This window comes from Pleomorphomonas oryzae DSM 16300 (genome assembly GCF_000422965.1).
In the GTDB taxonomy this organism is placed as follows: domain Bacteria; phylum Pseudomonadota; class Alphaproteobacteria; order Rhizobiales; family Pleomorphomonadaceae; genus Pleomorphomonas; species Pleomorphomonas oryzae.
The window spans coordinates 127,304-142,162 of sequence record NZ_AUHB01000013.1; the positions used below are offsets into that span (position 1 = coordinate 127,304).

Below are 14,859 nucleotides of genomic sequence, written 5' to 3' on the forward strand. Positions count from 1 at the left end.
AGAGGGCGGTTCGCTCCCCTGCCGCGGCCTGGGGCAAGACGAGTTGGTTTCGAGCTGCGCAATGGTCGACGGATACTGAGGGACCAGGCCCTACCCGCTCACGTGGCAAAGGTCGAGATCACCCTGTCCTGGCCGTCGACGAACAGGGCCGACATGCCGAGGCGCCGGGCCAGGGCCACGCCTTCGTCGAGGCCGCGTACCAGGAGCGCGGTTGCCCAGGCGTCGGCGGCCATGCAGTTGTCCGCCAGCACAGTGACGGCGGCGATGCCGTTGTCGAGCGGTTGGCCGGAGCGCGGGTCCATGGTGTGCGACACCGTGCGGCCGGCCACCTCGCGGCAATGCCGATAGCCGCCGGAGGTGGCCACCGCTACGTCTTCGAGCTCCAGGACGCCCATCAGCTCCCGCTCGCCGATGACAGGTCGCTCGTGGCCGATGGCCCAGGCGCTGCCGTCCGGCTTGCGGCCACGCGCCCGCATCTCGCCGTCGATGCCGACCAGCCAGGCGGCGATGCCGAACCGGTCCATCACCTCGCCGAGCCGGTCGACGCCATAGCCCTTGGCGATGCCGGAGAGGTCGAGCCTGAGCGGCGTCCGCTTGCGTGCCCGGCGGCCGGCGGCGTCGAGTTCCAGGTTCTTGAGGGCAACGCTGTGCAAGGCCGACTTGCCATCGGGCACGCCCTCGCGGGCATCGGCGCCGAAACCCCAGGCGGCCACCAGTTCGCCGACGCCGACATCGAAGGCGCCACCCGACGCCTCGCCGATGGCCAGCGCCGCCTCGATCACCGCAATGGTCTCGGCCGGCAGGTCGACCCAGGCGCCGACCGGCGCAACGTTGAGCCGGTTGAGGTCGGAATCCCGCCGGTAGGTCGACATCTGCCGGTCGACCTGATCGACCGCCGCCTGCAAGGCAAGCCGGAGATCATCGTGCCAGCCGAGCGGATCACCGTAGAACACCGCCGACCAGCGGGCGCCCATGGTGGGGCCGCTCAGCGCCAGTTTCACGGGAGCATCAGTATACATCTTCGACATAGCGTCCGTCCGACTTGAGGGTGGCGAGATCGAGGCCGAGCGGCCGCACGACACCACCAAGCGCATGGGTGACGGCCTCGGCCATGTCGCGGCCGCCGCACACCAGCACCTGGGCGCCATGGCGGATCAGCTCGCGCAGCTTGGGCGCGTCGGCGGCGAGGCGGTCCTGGATGTAGCCGCCATCGGGGCCACGCGAGAAGGCTGTCGTCAGCGAGGTCAGGCGCTTCTCCGCGAGATGCTCGGCCAGCTCGTGCTCGTAGAGGAAATCCGACGACGGGCTGCGGCCACCCCAGTAGAGATGCACCGGCCGGCGGTCGTCGTTGGCGCGCACGAAACCGGTCAGCGGGCCGATGCCGGCGCCGGCGCCGATCAGGATCAGCGGCGCGCGCCCCTCGATCGGCCGGAAGCGGGCATTGGTGCGGATGAAGGCGGGGACGCGCTCGCCCGGGGCAATGGCATGCAGGTAGGACGAGCAGACGCCCCCCTCTCTGAGACGCACGCAGATCTCCAGGAAGCCGTCGCGCGCCGACGAGGCCAGCGAATAGAAGCGCGGCATGGTCTCGCCCGGCGGCAGCACGCCGAGGATGTCGCCGGCCTCGAAGTCGGGCGACTTCTTGTCGGTGGCAAAGCGCATGATGGCAACGGGCGCGCCGACCGCCTCGCCATAAAGTTCGCTCGAGATGAGCTCGATCGGCTCGGTCTTCGGCAGGCGGGCGCGGTGGTTGAGCGTCAGCTCATGGCCGAGCAGTTCGCCGAGATCGCGACCCCAGGCGGCGAACTCCTGCGCCGACTGACGGTCGATACGCTTCAAGCCCATCATGACAGGCCAGCCCTTGGCGGCCACCGCCTCCGACACATGCTGCGCGAAACGGCAGAAATGCGGGAAGCTGCGATCGCCGAAGCCGAGCACAGTCACCGGCACCGAACCGTCAAGACCGGCAAGGCGCGTCAGGAAGGCATTGGCCGACGCCGGCGCGGCGCCGTCGCCATAGGTGGCGGTCAGGATCAGCATCCGTTCGGCGGAAAGATGGGCTGGTGACAGCGCATTCATCGGCGCGATGTGGACGCGATGGCCTGATGCGGTCAGCGCCGCGTGCAGCGTGCCGGCAAAGCCCCAGGTGGTGTTGCCCTCGCTGCCGACCAGGATCACCGTGTCGGCGAGGCGGGCGGCGACGTTGGCGGCAATCGCCGGGCGGCTGGAGCGGCGGCGCCACCACATCAACACGCCGGTGACGCCGAGCAGCGGCACAGAGCCGGAGGCGGCGCCGAGCAACAGGCCGAGCGCCCAGGCGCCGCGGCCGGTGTGCAGCATGAGGACGGTTTCGCGGATGCGGTCCCAGGTGTTGGCCGGCATGAAGCTGACGATGGCGCCGGTCGACGCATCGACGCAGCTGTCGCCCTGGGTCGTGGTGGCCATGTAGACGTCAGCAGGATCGCCTTTCGCCGGGAAAGTCAGCTCGCGGAGGTCGGCGACGGAAATGGATTGCAGGCCGAACAGGCTGCCGACCGGCGCCGCCGGGCCGCCGCTGCTCTCAGCCATGGGCGGCATGGCGTCGGCCGAGGGATCGGGCAGGAAGCCGAAGGTGTCGGCCGACATATAGAGGCCCGTGAGCGAGGACAGCATCAGGCCGACGACGGCGAAGCGGCTGACCTCGCCATGCAGTCGCGTCAGGAGGTCGCCGCGCACCGGCGCGAAGAAGCCGCGCCAGCCGCCCAGCGACCGCATCAGCAGGAAGATGCCGGAAAGGCTGAGCGCCAGCATGCCGACGGCGGCAACAGCGGTGCCGATCTTGCCGGCGTTACCGAGGAACAGCGAACGATGCAGCTCGGTCATCCAGCGCACCAGCGCCGATGGGGTCTGCGGCGCGCCGATCGCGGCACCGGTCGTGGGATCGACCTGTTCGGTGCCGGTCACGCCATTGTCGGCATAGGTGACGGTCACCGCGCCGCTCGGCCGCACGCTGATCTTGTCGATCTCCTGATGGCGTGCGCTCACCGCCTCGGCCAGCGTGGCGACGCTGACATTGGAAGAGGCCGCCGGGTTCGCCAGCCGGTCGAGTGCCGGGGTGACTGACAAGAAAGCACCGGAAACGGCGATCACCGTCAGGAGGATGGCGAAGACGACACCGGGCAGCGAGTGGATGCGACGCAACATGTGAGCGGTCCCGAACTCAATAGGAAACGGTGAGCGACTGGACGTAGCCATTGCCCGGCGCCGGCTTGCCGGCCGATGCGGCGCTGAGCGGCGCAGCGGCATCGGCTGCAAATTCATTGCCGCCCTCGATGGCGGTATCGACCTGCACCTTGTAGCCGGCGTCGAGCATGGCGTCGGCAACCTCGGCAGTTACCTTCAGCGTGCCGCCCGAGCCGATGCTGGCGCCGGTCAGCCCGTCGATCGAACCGCGAGCGCCGCGCGCCCAGCCAGAGAGGTGGCGATAGTATTTCGCCCGGGAGCCGGCGACGTGCAGCGTCTGCACCACCTTGCCCTGCGGATCGGTGACGTAGACCGCCGCGTAGAGGCCGTAGCCGCCGTAATCGACGAACTGCGCCGTGACGGTGACGGGCTTGGCCATGGCGAGCGTCGGCAGCGCGACGGCGGCGGCAAACCCGAGCGGCAGGGCATAATAAGTTTTCACGGAAGGCACTCCTGTACTGATGCGACAGGAGAGCAATGACTGGGGGACCTGACACCTACCTGACAGACGTGCGGAAAGCTGTTCAGCTGATTGTCAGCTTCGTTAAGCCGCCTTGGAGCCGGCAAGCCCTGTCACTCGCACCGAGAAGCCGTCCGGCCATCCCGCCACCGGCGAGCCGATCGTCATGTCGAGGCCGGCGCCCTGACAGACGGCGGCGACGATGGCGAGGCCGAGGCCGGAGCCATCGGATCGGCTGGGGCCACGCTCGAACGGGCGCATCAGCCGCTCCACCTCGTCGGCCGCCACCACCGGGCCGTGGTTGCGAACGGTGAGGCTGTCGCGCTCCAGCACGATCTCCACCGTCTCATCCGGCGCGCCATGCTTCAGGGCATTCTCGATGAGGTTGCGAGCGAGCACGGCGAAGGCGTCGGGATCGACATCGGACGGCACGCCGTCGTCGGGCATGATGAGATCGATACGGTCATCCTCATCGCTCGACCGGCCGATCTCGTCGACCACCAGCGCCAGCACCCCCGCAAGGTCTGACGGTTGTTCGGCAATCAGGCCGCCGCCCTCCGCCTTGGCGAGCTGCAACAGCTTCTCCGACAGGCGCGTCAGACGCCTGAGCGCGCTTTCGATGGAGCGGGCGCGCTCGCGGTGGACCTCCGGCATTTCGGCGATCAGGCGCTGCGTCTGAGCCAGCGCGGCGGCGATCGGCGTCCGGAGCTCATGGGCGCTGTTGGCGGTGAAGCTGCGCTCGGCGTCGAGCGCATTGCGCAGGCGGGCAAGCAGCGCGTTGACGGCGGCGGCCACCGGTGACAGTTCGCTCGGCAACCCGCCGCCGTCCACCGGCGTCAGATTGCCACGCCCGCGCTGCTCGATGGCGTTGCGGAAGGCGATGACCGGCCGGAAGGACAGGAGGATCGCCAGCCAGACCACCAGCGCGGTGAGCGGCAGCAGCGCCAAGAGCGGCCAGACGAACGCCCCCACGGCGCCGCCGAACACATGCCGGCGATGGTCGAGATATTCGGCGGTGGTGACGACGATGGTTCCCTCGACCGCCGTTTCCGTATAGGTGCGCAGGGTTTCGGTGGTCTGAAAGCCGGGCGCCAAGCCGGCGGGAATATGCATGGCGTCGGCGGCGCTCGAGCGCAGCAGCTCGCGGCCGTTGCCGTCGCGCACCACGTAAGAGATGAACTCGTGGCTGCCGACCGGCGGCAGGCGCAGCCCGCCGCCGCCGCCGTCCTCGTCGGCCAGCATTTGCTCGTAGGCGAGCGGCAAGATGCGCTCGGCCACCTCGCGCAAGGTGCTGTCGAATACCTCGTCGGTTTCGTGCTGGAACACATGGCCGGCAAACAGCGACGCGCCTATCCACAGCAGTGTCAGGCTGACGGAAAGGCCGGTAGCGAGCCGTGCCCTGAGACTTTTCGGCAGGAGGCGCATCAGCCAGCCCCCACCGGCACGCCCAGGCGATAGCCGAGGCCGCGCACCGTCTCAATCACATCCGGCCCCAGCTTCTTGCGCAGCCGGCCGACATAGACCTCGATGGTGTTGCTCTCGATCTCGTCGGAGAACGAATAGAGGTGCTCCTCGATCTGCGCCTTGGAGAGCAGCACGTTCGGCCGCTGCACGAAGGCCTCGAACAGCGCCCACTCGCGGGCGGTGAGACGCACCGGCTTACCGGCGCGGCGCAGGGTGCGGGCGGCGAGGTCGATGTCGAGATCGCCGATCCTGACCAGCGGATTGGGATTGCCGCCGTAGCGCCGGCCGACGGCGCGGATGCGGGCGGACAGTTCGAACAGATCGAAGGGCTTCACCAGATAGTCGTCAGCACCGGCATTGAGGCCGGCGATGCGGTCGGAGATCTGGTCGCGCGCCGTCAGGATGATCACCGGCGTCACGTCGCCGGCCACCCGGCGCGCCTTCAGGAAATCGAGGCCGCGCCCGTCCGGCAGCATCAAGTCGAGCAGGATCAGATCATAGGCTGCCGCCAGCACGGCGTCGCCGGCGTCAGCGATGCGCTGCGCCCAGTCGACCGAATGACCGTCGGCGACGATCTGGTCGCGCACCGCCATCCCCAACACCGCGTCGTCCTCAACCAGCAGAATCCGCATCGCCACTTTCCCGTAACGGTGGACGCCAAACGAATGCGGTTCTCACCCACCGTTCAGGTTGCCGTCAGATGGACATGGGATAATCTAGGCCAGGAAAAAGTAAATCCCGCTCATGGAACGAGGAATTTGGTCGATGTCCCACCGCCTTGGTCTCGCCGCGATGCTTGCGAGCAGCCTGCTGATCGCCTTGTCGTCGGGAACCGCGCGGGCCGACAGCGACGACTATTCGCGCTGCGACATCCCCCTCAGCGACTGGAAACCGCGCGCGGCGGTCGAAGCGGCGCTTGAGGCCAAGGGCTGGACCGTCCTGTCGATCCGCTCCGACGACGGCTGCTACAAGGTGAAGGTGCTGACCGACACCGGCGAAAAACGCCGCATCAAGCTCAACCCGCAAACGCTGGAACCGGTGGACGAGACGGATTGAGCGTCTCGCCCTCACCGATCGCCAACACTCTGAAGGATTTTGGGGACGCTCTCGACAGGCACCATCACGTCAGAGTGTGAAGGATCTCGGCGGTCTTTGGCATACGAGCAAGGCTTGCTTCCAGCCGCTCCCGCCAGCGCGGACCGCGCGAAAGCGCATCCTCATAGGCCTCGCGCAGGTCGTCAGGTCTGTCTTCAGCCAGGACCTCGATCAGAAACGCTGCCTGCCCACGGTCCTTGCGGGATTTGGCGTGATCGGGGCCGCCCTGGCGACGGTCGGCGACGATCAGCTTGTGGATCGCGAAGCGCTCGGGTCGGGGGATCTGCACCAGCACACCTGAGCGATAGAGTGCGACCGCGGGAATAGGCTCGGCGATCAGAAAGTTCAGATAGTTGAGAGCCTGCGCACTCACTCCCAACGCAGGCAGAGGCTTGACCCGCTCGTCTCCAAAAGCCGGCGTTAGAAACTCGACCATCGCCGCGCCCCGACTCTGTCGCCATTTCCAGACCTGCCGGTCCAGCACCCCCGGTACCGGGTCGAACTTCAACGCCTGCAGAATGTCGCCCGGATTCTCTTCGACTTCATCCCCCAACGCGACCGAAAGCCGTTCGAAACTGGCAAAGTCGATGTCGCCCGTTTGCGCCAACTCTTCGGAATCAAAGCGAACTCCCAAATCGCCCTGAAGGAGGGCGTAGGCGGCCGTACCAACGAGCGTGCCACCTAGCCGAAAGACCCCAGCGCGCGCAAAAGCCAGAAGCAGTGAGCCGGTGTCGCGGTCAGTGCCGATGAGCCCTTCGGCGCGCAGCACGCGGGCCAGCCGCGCCATTGTCTTGCGACGCTCCTCACCCGCCGCCCTCAGCTCGGCGGCACGGCCCAGGCGCGCGCACAACTCGGGCGTTCCCTCCCCGAGATAACGGCTCTTCATCTCGGTGCCGATCCGGAACTTGTCGTAAAGATAGACCCGCCCGTTACGCGACCGCTCTTCGATGCTGCCGATCAACTCCGAAGCGAATTCGTCGAGATGAAGCCGCAGCAAATCCTGATAGGCGACTTGGGCGGCTCGGGAATGGGAGATGATGGCCATTGGACAATCTCGGGTGTGTGCATCAATTATAATTACGCTGCACACGGAGACAAGTGTGCAGCAAAAACAATTTTGATGCACACAAAGCTGCGATAAAGGTAACGGCCGCCGTAGCGCACTGACGACGTGAGACGGACAAATTCGAACGTCCCTTCTAAGGTTGACTGGACGTTTGACAAACTTTGCCAAACATCCATAATCCCAGGCAAGAATGGAGCGTCCAGCATGGCCACCATGAACGTCAGCCTGCCATCCGATATGGCGAGATTTGTTGAAGACGAAGTCGAGGGCGGTGGTTACGCGTCATCGAGCGAAGTCGTTCGCGAGGCGCTGCGTTTGCTGCAGCGGGACAAGGCGCTTGAAGCGGAAAAACTGGCCATCCTGCGTCGCGAAATCGGGATTGGTCTGGCCGATGTCGCCGAAGGACGGTTTTCTCGCAAGTCGGTGAAGGACATTGCCAAAGAGGTACGGCGGGAGCACCTCGGCAAGTGATCTACGACATCACGGCAACGGCGGAACGCGATATCCGAGAGATCCTGACGGCAACGCTCAAGATGTTCGGAACGCACCAACTGTCGGTCTACACGGGCATCATCGAACGTGGGATAGCTCTGGTGGCGGAAGATCCGGAGAGGCCCGGATCAATCGACCGCTCATCGATCGCCCCCAATGTCAGACTTTTCCACCTCGAATTGGCTGCCGGCCGACGGGGCGCTGCCACGCACTGCCTTTTCTACACCAGGGGAAAGGTGTCGAACGGAGAGGTGGGCGTCATTATCCTTCGTGTTCTTCATGAGGGAATGGAGCCGCGCTACAGGCTCTTGCGAACACTCAGTCAATACAAGCGAACGCACGACGAGGAAACAGAAGCGCCAGATGACGAGTTGAATTGAGCTGTCCCGTCCGTCACGGCGCTCGGCCTCGACAGTGTCTGTTACCCTCACCGCTTCCGTGGGATTGCTGATCACCTCGACATTGCGAGACGGGCTTGAAAGTGGTTTGGTCGACTACCGTGGCAGTTTCGAACGGTAGTGTGAGGACGAGTCTTTTGACGAGCTTTCGAGTCTTTCGCGCCGCGCTGAGGCGTGCCCCCCTCACCTCGCTGGCCTTGCTGCCGCTTTTCGCCTCCCCTGCCCTTGCCGCCACCGAGAGCCACGGCCTCGACGGCGCCTCGCTCGGCGCCATCTGGGCAGTACCCTTCGTCGGCATGCTCTTGTCGATCGCCCTTTTCCCGCTCTTGGCGCCGCAGGTCTGGCATCATCACTTCGGCAAGATCGCCGCCGCCTGGGCGCTGGCCTTCGTCGTGCCCTTCACGCTGCAGAACGGCGGCATCATCGTCGAGCCGCTGGTCGAGACGGTGCTGCTCGAATACCTGCCCTTCGTCATCCTGCTCGGGGCCCTCTTCACCATCGCCGGCGGCATCCTGGTCACCGGTAACCTGCACGGCTCGCCAAAAACCAATCTGGCGCTCCTCGCCATAGGCACGCTGCTCGCCTCGGTGATCGGCACCACCGGCGCGTCCATGGTGATGATCCGGCCGCTGATCCGCGCCAACGACGGCCGCCGCCACAACGTTCACGTCATCGTCTTCTTCATCTTCCTGGTGTCGAACATCGGCGGTTCGCTGACCCCGCTGGGCGACCCGCCACTGTTCCTCGGCTACCTCCGGGGCGTCAGCTTCTTCTGGACCATGTCGCATATGCTGAAGGAGACGGGCTTTGCCGCCATCGTGCTGCTCGCCCTGTTCTGGCTCATCGACCGCAGGCTCTACCGCAACGACGCCGACTTCCGCGGCAAGTTCGACCCGACGCCCGACACTGGCCGCGTCGGCGTCGAGGGCAAGCGCAACATCGCGCTGTTGATGGTGGTGGTGGCCGCCGTGCTGCTGTCGGGCTCGTGGAAGCCGGGCATCGGCTTTCCCGTGCTCGGCGTCGAGGTGGAGCTGCAGAACCTCTGCCGCGACCTGATCCTGATCGCCGCCGCGCTTGCCTCGCTGCTTCTGACGCCGAAGCAGCTCCGCATCCGCAACGGCTTCGAATGGGCCCCGATCCTGGAGGTGGCCAAGCTGTTTGCCGGCATCTTCGTCACCATCATCCCGGTGCTGGCCATGCTGAGGGCCGCCCACGAAGGCGCCTTTGCACCGCTGGTCGGCCTCGTCACCGCCGCCGACGGCACGCCGGTCAACGCCATGTATTTCTGGGCGAGCGGGCTGCTCTCGTCCTTCCTCGACAACGCGCCGACCTATCTGGTGTTCTTCAACCTAGCCGGCGGCGATCCCGCCCACCTGATGGGCGAGATGTCGACGACGCTGGTGGCGATCTCGGCCGGCGCCGTGTTCATGGGCGCCAACAGCTATATCGGCAATGCCCCCAACTTCATGGTCAAGTCGATCGCCGAGGGATCGGGCATCAAGATGCCCTCCTTCTTCGGCTACATGGCCTGGTCCTGCGGCATCCTGATCCCGCTGTTCCTGATCATGACCTGGCTGTTCTTCGGCTGAGACGGTCCGCCTCAGATAAAAAGTTCGGCCGGAGCGACATTCCAGGCCTTGATCGAGAAGCCGAAGCCATCGCCGATCAGATGGGCGACGGCGCCGGTGTTCATCTTGGCCGCCGCCGCCGACAGCCCCAGGCTCTTGGCAACCAGTCGGAAGATGCCGTTCGACGACACCACCAGCACCACGGCATCGCCCTCGTTCTCCTTGCGGATGCGGACGAGCAGCCGCTTCCAGCCGGCGATGACGCCGGCCTCATCGGGGTGCCAGCCGCAGCCCTCCGGCCAGATCGAACGCTTCTGCCAGTCGTCGATCACATGATCGCCCACTTCGGCGCGAATCTCGTCGTTGGAGCGGGCCTCCCAAGTGCCGTAATCGATCTCACGCAGATCGTCGCTGATGACGATCTTGTCAGCATCGAGCCCCCGGTCCGCCGCGATGATGTCGGCGGTCTGCCGCGTGCGCTTCAGCGGGCCGGCATAGATGCGCGACGGCCTGAGCCCGGCCGTGGCAAGGCCGGCGGCGACGGCGGCCGCCTGCTCGCGGCCCTTCTCCACCAGATCGAGATCGGTGCGCGCGCCGACCCAGACGACCTTGTCTTGGGGACCGAAGGTGTTGCCGTGGCGAACCAGGATCAGATGCATTCCGGCACTCCTCGCTTTTAGGCAGAAACCAGCTCGCCCTCGCGGGCGATCAGTTGCTCGACGACCGCGATGTCCTCCGGCGTGTCGACCGAGGCATGCGTCCGCCCGCGATAGTCGACCACCACGACGCGCACCGTCATGCCGTTTTCCAGCGCCCGCAACTGCTCGAGGCCCTCGGTGTTCTCGAGCGGCGACGGCGGCAGCGCCACGTAGCGCTTCAGGCCGGGCTGCGTGTAGCCGTAAAGGCCGATGTGGCGGTGAACGCTGGTGAAGCCCGGCTTGCGGATGAAGGGAATGATCTGCTTGGAGAAGTAGAGCGCGTTGTGATTGAGATCGAAGGTGACCGTGGTGCCGCTCGACGGCGCCTTTTCCTTGTGGGCGCGCAGTTCGGCCAACATGTCGTCGGTGAGCCGCACCGCCGGCGTCACGATGTCGAAGCTGACAGGCGAGGAGAAGGCGGCGATCATTTCCTCGAGGATCCAGGGCGGCGTCAGCACCGCATCGCCCTGAAAGTTGATGACGCCCTCCTCGACGATCCCCGCCGCCTCGATCGCCTCGGCCACCCGCTCGGTACCGTTGCGGCAGCTCTCCGAGGTCATCACCGCTTCCGCGCCGAAACCGCGGGCGAACGCCGCCACGCGCTCGTCCTCGGTGGCGATCACCACGCGCGACGCCCCCTTGGCGGCGCGGGCAATGCGCCAGACGCGCTCCAAGAGGCTGACGCCGGCAATGTTCAGCATCGGTTTGCCCTGCAGGCGCTGGGAACCGTAACGGGCAGGAATGACGATGGCGACGGACATGGCTGGCTGCTCTCCCCCAAGTGGGACCTCACTATTACAGCTTCAAACCACTGTCGAGAAAAAGGAGGGCGACCCACTGCCAGCGGTCGAGCCGCTTCCGGAGCAGCGCGAGCGGTGCACCCGCACCGTCGATCTTGAGTGCGTGCGTGGAAACAGTTCTCTTGTCCAAACTCCGGCCAACCGGGCGGAGCCGTCCGGTCCGGTCCACAATGTGAGTGGTTCGACGCTCGTCAGCCGCGCTCGGCAAGCGCCAGGGCCAGCGCGATGATGGCACCCTTGGCGATCAGCTGGATGTCGATCGACACGTTGAGGATGTTCATCCCGTTGCTCATGATTCCGAGGAACATCACACCGACGATCGTCCGGGCAACCGAACCGTTGCCGCCCATCAGGCTGGTGCCACCGAGCACCACCGAGGCGATCGCGTCGAGCTCGGTGCCGAACTCGCCATAGGTGGCCGACGCGGTGTGAACCTGCGACGACTGGATGATGCCGGCAAGCGCCGCCCCGAAGGAGGAGAGGGCATAAAGCCACATCTTGGTGGTGCGGGTGCGATGGCCGCTCAGGAAGGCGGCGCGCTCGTTCTCGCCGATGGCGGCGACGCAGATGCCGATCGGCGTCATCTTCTGCAGGAAGATCACCAGAAGGGAGACGGCGATGAACAGGTAGATCGAGAACGGAATGCCGGCGATGGAGCCCGTGCCGATGAAGGTGTAGCCGGGCTGGTCGCGGATGCTGTGCAGGTCGGGACCGCCAAGCAGCAGCGCCGAACCGCGCACGATCGACAGCATGGCCAGCGTGACGATGATCGGTGGCAGGCCGAAGAAGGCAATCATGGCGCCGCTGACCATGCCGACGGCAACACCGGACGCCAGCCCGACCGCCAGCACGATCGGCAGCGGATAACCGGCCTCCATGACGAAGAAGGCGACGACGCCCGACAAGGCCAGCACCGGGCCGACCGACAGGTCGATGCCGCCCGTCATGATCACGAAGGTCATGCAGGTCGCCATGATGCCGACCATGGCCACCTGCCGCACGATGCCGACGAGATTGTCCGGCTTGAGGAAGGCGGGCTCGATGATCGAGAAGACCACGACGAAGGCCGCGATGGCGAGGGGCAGCGCATGCGGAGCCAGACGAGTGGCGATATTGGGAGAAAGGGCGCTCATCATTCGGCTCCGATTTCGGCCACCACCTGGGCCATGCTCATGCCGGCGGCATCGTGGATCGACCTCAGTCGCCCCGACACCATGATGCCGATACGGTCGGCGACGGTCATCACCTCCTCGAGGTCGGAGGAGACCACCAGGACGGCAGCGCCCCGGTCACGCTCGGCGCGCAGGATGGCGTAGATTTCCGCTTTGGCACCGACGTCGACGCCGACGGTCGGCTCGTCAAGGATGATCACCTTCGGCCCGAGCCGCAGCCATTTGCCGACCAGCACCTTCTGCTGGTTGCCGCCCGAGAGGTGGCGGACCAGCTTGCGGCCGTCGGGCGGCTTGACGCTGAGGTCGTCGATCGACCGGCGCGAAGCGGCCTCGATACCCTTGCGGTCGAGCAGGAACAGCCGCCGGAAGCGGTTGAGCGTGGTCATGACAAGATTCTCGGTCACCGTCATGCCGGACATGAGGCCGTCGCGATGGCGATCCTCGGGCACAAAGCCGACGCCGCCGGCCATGGCATCCCCCGGCGAACGGAAGTTGACCGGCTTACCGTCGACTTCCACCGTGCCAGCGTCGCACGGCTCCGAGCCGAAGATGGCGTGCATGAGTTCGGTACGCTTGGATCCGATAAGGCCGGTGATGCAGAGGATTTCACCGCCGTAAAGGTCGAAGCTGACGTCGCGGAACATGCCGCGGCGGGTGAGCCCCTTGACTGACAGGCGAACCTCGCCATTGCCGCGTGGGTGGCGGGCCTCGTGGGCCGCCGCCGAGCTTTCGCGGGCGAGGCGATCACCGACCATCAGCTCGATCACTTTGGCACGCGTCATATCGGAGACATCGGCCTCGGCGATCACGCAGCCGTCGCGCATGATCGTCATGGTGTCGCAGACCGTGAAGATTTCGTCGAGCATGTGGCTGATGTAGACGATGCCGACGCCGCGGCTTTTCAGGAGGCGAATGGTGTCGTGCAGGCGCCGGACCTCGGAGGTGGCCAGCCAGCCGGTCGGCTCGTCCATCAGCAGCACCTTGGCGTTCAACGCCAGCGCCTTGACGATTTCGACCTCCTTCTGCTTCACGGTCGGCAGCTCGCCGACCACGGCATCGAGGTCGAGGTCGATGCCATAGCGCTCCAAGAGTTCTTCCGCCTCGCGCCGCTGCGCCTTGACGTCGACGAGGCCAAAACGACGGGTCGGCTGGCGGCCGAGGAAGATGTTGTCGAGGACGCTCATCGCCGGCGCCATGTTCGAGTGCTGGTAGATGCACCCGATGCCGTGGCGGATCATCTCCTCCGGACGGCCGAGCGGCAGTTCGACGCCGTCGAGCTTCACGCTGCCCGAGGTTGGCATCACCGCGCCGGTGAGGATCTTGATCAACGTCGACTTGCCGGCGCCGTTCGAACCGATGAGGGCCCGGACCTCGCCGCGCATCACGCGGAAGTCGGCCTTATCGAGGGCAACAAGGTTGCCATAGATCTTGGTGAGGCCACGCGCCTCGACGAGCGAGGATGAAGCGGCATTCGGGTTGGCTGCTGCGGGCATCTCAGGCCTCCTCGGCGAGGTTGGCGGCAAGGCGCTTCTGCCGGCGGATGGCGAGGAATCGGTCGTGGCCGACGGCGATCAGCAGGATGACGCCGGTGAGAATCTGCTGGACGAACTGGGAGATGCCGAGCAGCGTCAGGCCGATCAGCACCATGCCGAGCAGGAAGGTGCCGATCACCGGACCGGAGAGACCGCCTATGCCGCCCGACAGGCTGACGCCGCCGATCACCGCCGCGGCGATCGCGCTCATCTCCATGCCGAGACCCAGCGATTCCGTCGTCGTCGACAAGCGGGCGATCATCAGAAGCGCGGCGAGGCCGGCACAGAAGCCGCAGATCGCATAGGCGATGATGATGGTGCGCCCGACGTTGATGCCGGCGAGGCGCGCCGCCTCGGCGTTGCCGCCGACCGTGAAGATATCGCGACCGAAGCGGGTGCGGCTCAACAGGACACCGAACACCACGAGCGTCGCGATCATGATGAAGAAGGACAGGGGAAACCAGGGTAGCTCGATGAACGAGGACAGGCCGGTCGCCGAACCGATGTCGAAATAGGTGTCGAGCCCCATGATCCAGGGATCGCTAAGTGGCGTCGTCGCGAGCTCCGGCACCAGCTGGCGCCCGGAAATGGCGTAGACGAGGCCGCGATAGGCGGCGAGCGTCGACAGCGTGGCGATGAATGGCTGGAGGCGCAGCTTGACGATCAGCACCCCGTTAAGCGCACCGCACAGCGTCGCCACGATCAGCGCCGCGGGTATGGCGAGATAGCCCGGCAGGTCGAACATCAGTGTCATGTCGAAGGCGACCATGCCGGCCAGCGCCAGCACGGCGCCGACGGACAGATCGATGCCGCGCAGGAGAATGGGAAAGGACTCACCGATGGCGAGGATGGCAATGAACGAGAATCCCGCCATCAGATCCTCGAAGTTGCT

General features: G+C 65.9%; 15 protein-coding genes. 4 read left to right on the forward strand and 11 right to left on the reverse strand.

Translation table 11 applies throughout. The features are described from left to right. Positions 1–98: 98 nt before the first annotated feature. The 5 genes from G522_RS0119920 to G522_RS0119940 form a co-directional block, all read right to left on the reverse strand. Complete coding sequence (locus G522_RS0119920) at positions 99–1,028, reverse strand: FAD:protein FMN transferase (RefSeq protein ID WP_245586695.1); 930 nt, start codon at positions 1,026–1,028, stop codon at positions 99–101. Next, positions 1,009–3,183, reverse strand: coding sequence for a PepSY domain-containing protein (locus G522_RS0119925; protein ID WP_026792552.1), 2,175 nt, complete (start codon positions 3,181–3,183; stop codon positions 1,009–1,011). The genes G522_RS0119920 and G522_RS0119925 overlap by 20 nt, the downstream gene beginning before the upstream one ends. 16 nt (positions 3,184–3,199) lie before the next feature. Next, the gene (locus tag G522_RS0119930) at positions 3,200–3,664 is read right to left on the reverse strand and encodes a DUF2271 domain-containing protein (RefSeq protein WP_245586696.1); all 465 of its coding nucleotides are present in this window, start codon (positions 3,662–3,664) and stop codon (positions 3,200–3,202) included. Between the two features lie 102 nt (positions 3,665–3,766). Beyond that, positions 3,767–5,107, reverse strand: a complete 1,341-nt coding sequence (locus tag G522_RS0119935) for a sensor histidine kinase (RefSeq protein ID WP_036840145.1) — start codon at positions 5,105–5,107, stop codon at positions 3,767–3,769. Beyond that, the gene (locus G522_RS0119940) at positions 5,107–5,778 is read right to left on the reverse strand and encodes a response regulator transcription factor (RefSeq protein ID WP_026792555.1); all 672 of its coding nucleotides are present in this window, start codon (positions 5,776–5,778) and stop codon (positions 5,107–5,109) included. Before G522_RS0119940 ends, G522_RS0119935 begins: the two co-directional genes overlap by 1 nt. Before the next feature lie 133 nt (positions 5,779–5,911). On the opposite strand from G522_RS0119940, the gene G522_RS0119945 reads away from it, so the two are divergent. Further along, the gene (locus tag G522_RS0119945; protein ID WP_036840147.1) at positions 5,912–6,202 is read left to right on the forward strand and encodes a PepSY domain-containing protein; all 291 of its coding nucleotides are present in this window, start codon (positions 5,912–5,914) and stop codon (positions 6,200–6,202) included. Positions 6,203–6,266: 64 nt separating this feature from the next. Here the strand turns inward: G522_RS0119945 and G522_RS0119950 are convergent, their stop codons facing one another. Then, positions 6,267–7,286, reverse strand: a complete 1,020-nt coding sequence (locus G522_RS0119950; RefSeq protein ID WP_026792557.1) for a nucleotidyltransferase family protein — start codon at positions 7,284–7,286, stop codon at positions 6,267–6,269. Positions 7,287–7,511: 225 nt separating this feature from the next. Here G522_RS0119950 and G522_RS27815 point away from each other — a divergent pair, with 225 nt between their 5' ends. The 3 genes from G522_RS27815 (at position 7,512) to G522_RS0119965 (ending at position 9,786) form a co-directional block, all read left to right on the forward strand. Beyond that, complete coding sequence (locus G522_RS27815; protein WP_036840149.1) at positions 7,512–7,778, forward strand: type II toxin-antitoxin system ParD family antitoxin; 267 nt, start codon at positions 7,512–7,514, stop codon at positions 7,776–7,778. Further along, positions 7,775–8,179 carry a type II toxin-antitoxin system RelE/ParE family toxin gene (locus tag G522_RS27820; RefSeq protein ID WP_051228894.1) on the forward strand — a complete coding sequence of 135 codons (405 nt, stop codon included), beginning with the start codon at positions 7,775–7,777 and terminating at the stop codon, positions 8,177–8,179. The genes G522_RS27815 and G522_RS27820 overlap by 4 nt, the downstream gene beginning before the upstream one ends. A gap of 155 nt (positions 8,180–8,334) precedes the next feature. Continuing rightward, a complete protein-coding gene (locus tag G522_RS0119965; protein ID WP_210162950.1) occupies positions 8,335–9,786 on the forward strand; it encodes a sodium:proton antiporter in 1,452 nt (483 codons plus the stop codon). Positions 9,787–9,797: 11 nt separating this feature from the next. On the opposite strand, the gene G522_RS27825 is transcribed toward G522_RS0119965, so the two are convergent. From G522_RS27825 to G522_RS0119995, 5 genes are all read right to left on the reverse strand, one after another. After that, complete coding sequence (locus tag G522_RS27825) at positions 9,798–10,424, reverse strand: histidine phosphatase family protein (RefSeq protein ID WP_051228895.1); 627 nt, start codon at positions 10,422–10,424, stop codon at positions 9,798–9,800. A 17-nt stretch (positions 10,425–10,441) separates the two neighbouring features. Beyond that, positions 10,442–11,224, reverse strand: a complete 783-nt coding sequence (gene kdsB / locus G522_RS0119975) for a 3-deoxy-manno-octulosonate cytidylyltransferase (protein WP_026792559.1) — start codon at positions 11,222–11,224, stop codon at positions 10,442–10,444. Between the two features lie 230 nt (positions 11,225–11,454). Beyond that, on the reverse strand, positions 11,455–12,399 hold the full coding sequence (locus tag G522_RS27830) for an ABC transporter permease (protein WP_084633302.1): 945 nt from the start codon (positions 12,397–12,399) through the stop codon (positions 11,455–11,457). Continuing rightward, the gene (locus G522_RS27835; protein ID WP_051228899.1) at positions 12,396–13,928 is read right to left on the reverse strand and encodes a sugar ABC transporter ATP-binding protein; all 1,533 of its coding nucleotides are present in this window, start codon (positions 13,926–13,928) and stop codon (positions 12,396–12,398) included. The genes G522_RS27830 and G522_RS27835 overlap by 4 nt, the downstream gene beginning before the upstream one ends. A 1-nt stretch (position 13,929) precedes the next feature. Further along, positions 13,930–14,841 carry an ABC transporter permease gene (locus G522_RS0119995; RefSeq protein WP_169453565.1) on the reverse strand — a complete coding sequence of 304 codons (912 nt, stop codon included), beginning with the start codon at positions 14,839–14,841 and terminating at the stop codon, positions 13,930–13,932. Positions 14,842–14,859: the final 18 nt, after the last annotated feature.

Bases quoted from the DNA above. Each gene is read 5' to 3' on its own strand.
- G522_RS27815 (WP_036840149.1), top strand. From the start codon at position 7,512: ATGGCCACCATGAACGTCAGCCTGCCATCCGATATGGCGAGATTTGTT.
- G522_RS27830 (WP_084633302.1), bottom strand. From the start codon at position 12,399: ATGATGAGCGCCCTTTCTCCCAATATCGCCACTCGTCTGGCTCCGCAT.
- G522_RS0119950 (WP_026792557.1), bottom strand. From the start codon at position 7,286: ATGGCCATCATCTCCCATTCCCGAGCCGCCCAAGTCGCCTATCAGGAT.
- G522_RS27825 (WP_051228895.1), bottom strand. From the start codon at position 10,424: ATGCATCTGATCCTGGTTCGCCACGGCAACACCTTCGGTCCCCAAGAC.
- G522_RS0119920 (WP_245586695.1), bottom strand. From the start codon at position 1,028: ATGTCGAAGATGTATACTGATGCTCCCGTGAAACTGGCGCTGAGCGGC.
- kdsB (WP_026792559.1), bottom strand. From the start codon at position 11,224: ATGTCCGTCGCCATCGTCATTCCTGCCCGTTACGGTTCCCAGCGCCTG.
- G522_RS0119995 (WP_169453565.1), bottom strand. From the start codon at position 14,841: ATGGCGGGATTCTCGTTCATTGCCATCCTCGCCATCGGTGAGTCCTTT.
- G522_RS0119935 (WP_036840145.1), bottom strand. From the start codon at position 5,107: ATGCGCCTCCTGCCGAAAAGTCTCAGGGCACGGCTCGCTACCGGCCTT.
- G522_RS0119945 (WP_036840147.1), top strand. From the start codon at position 5,912: ATGTCCCACCGCCTTGGTCTCGCCGCGATGCTTGCGAGCAGCCTGCTG.
- G522_RS0119925 (WP_026792552.1), bottom strand. From the start codon at position 3,183: ATGTTGCGTCGCATCCACTCGCTGCCCGGTGTCGTCTTCGCCATCCTC.
- G522_RS27835 (WP_051228899.1), bottom strand. From the start codon at position 13,928: ATGCCCGCAGCAGCCAACCCGAATGCCGCTTCATCCTCGCTCGTCGAG.
- G522_RS0119940 (WP_026792555.1), bottom strand. From the start codon at position 5,778: ATGCGGATTCTGCTGGTTGAGGACGACGCGGTGTTGGGGATGGCGGTG.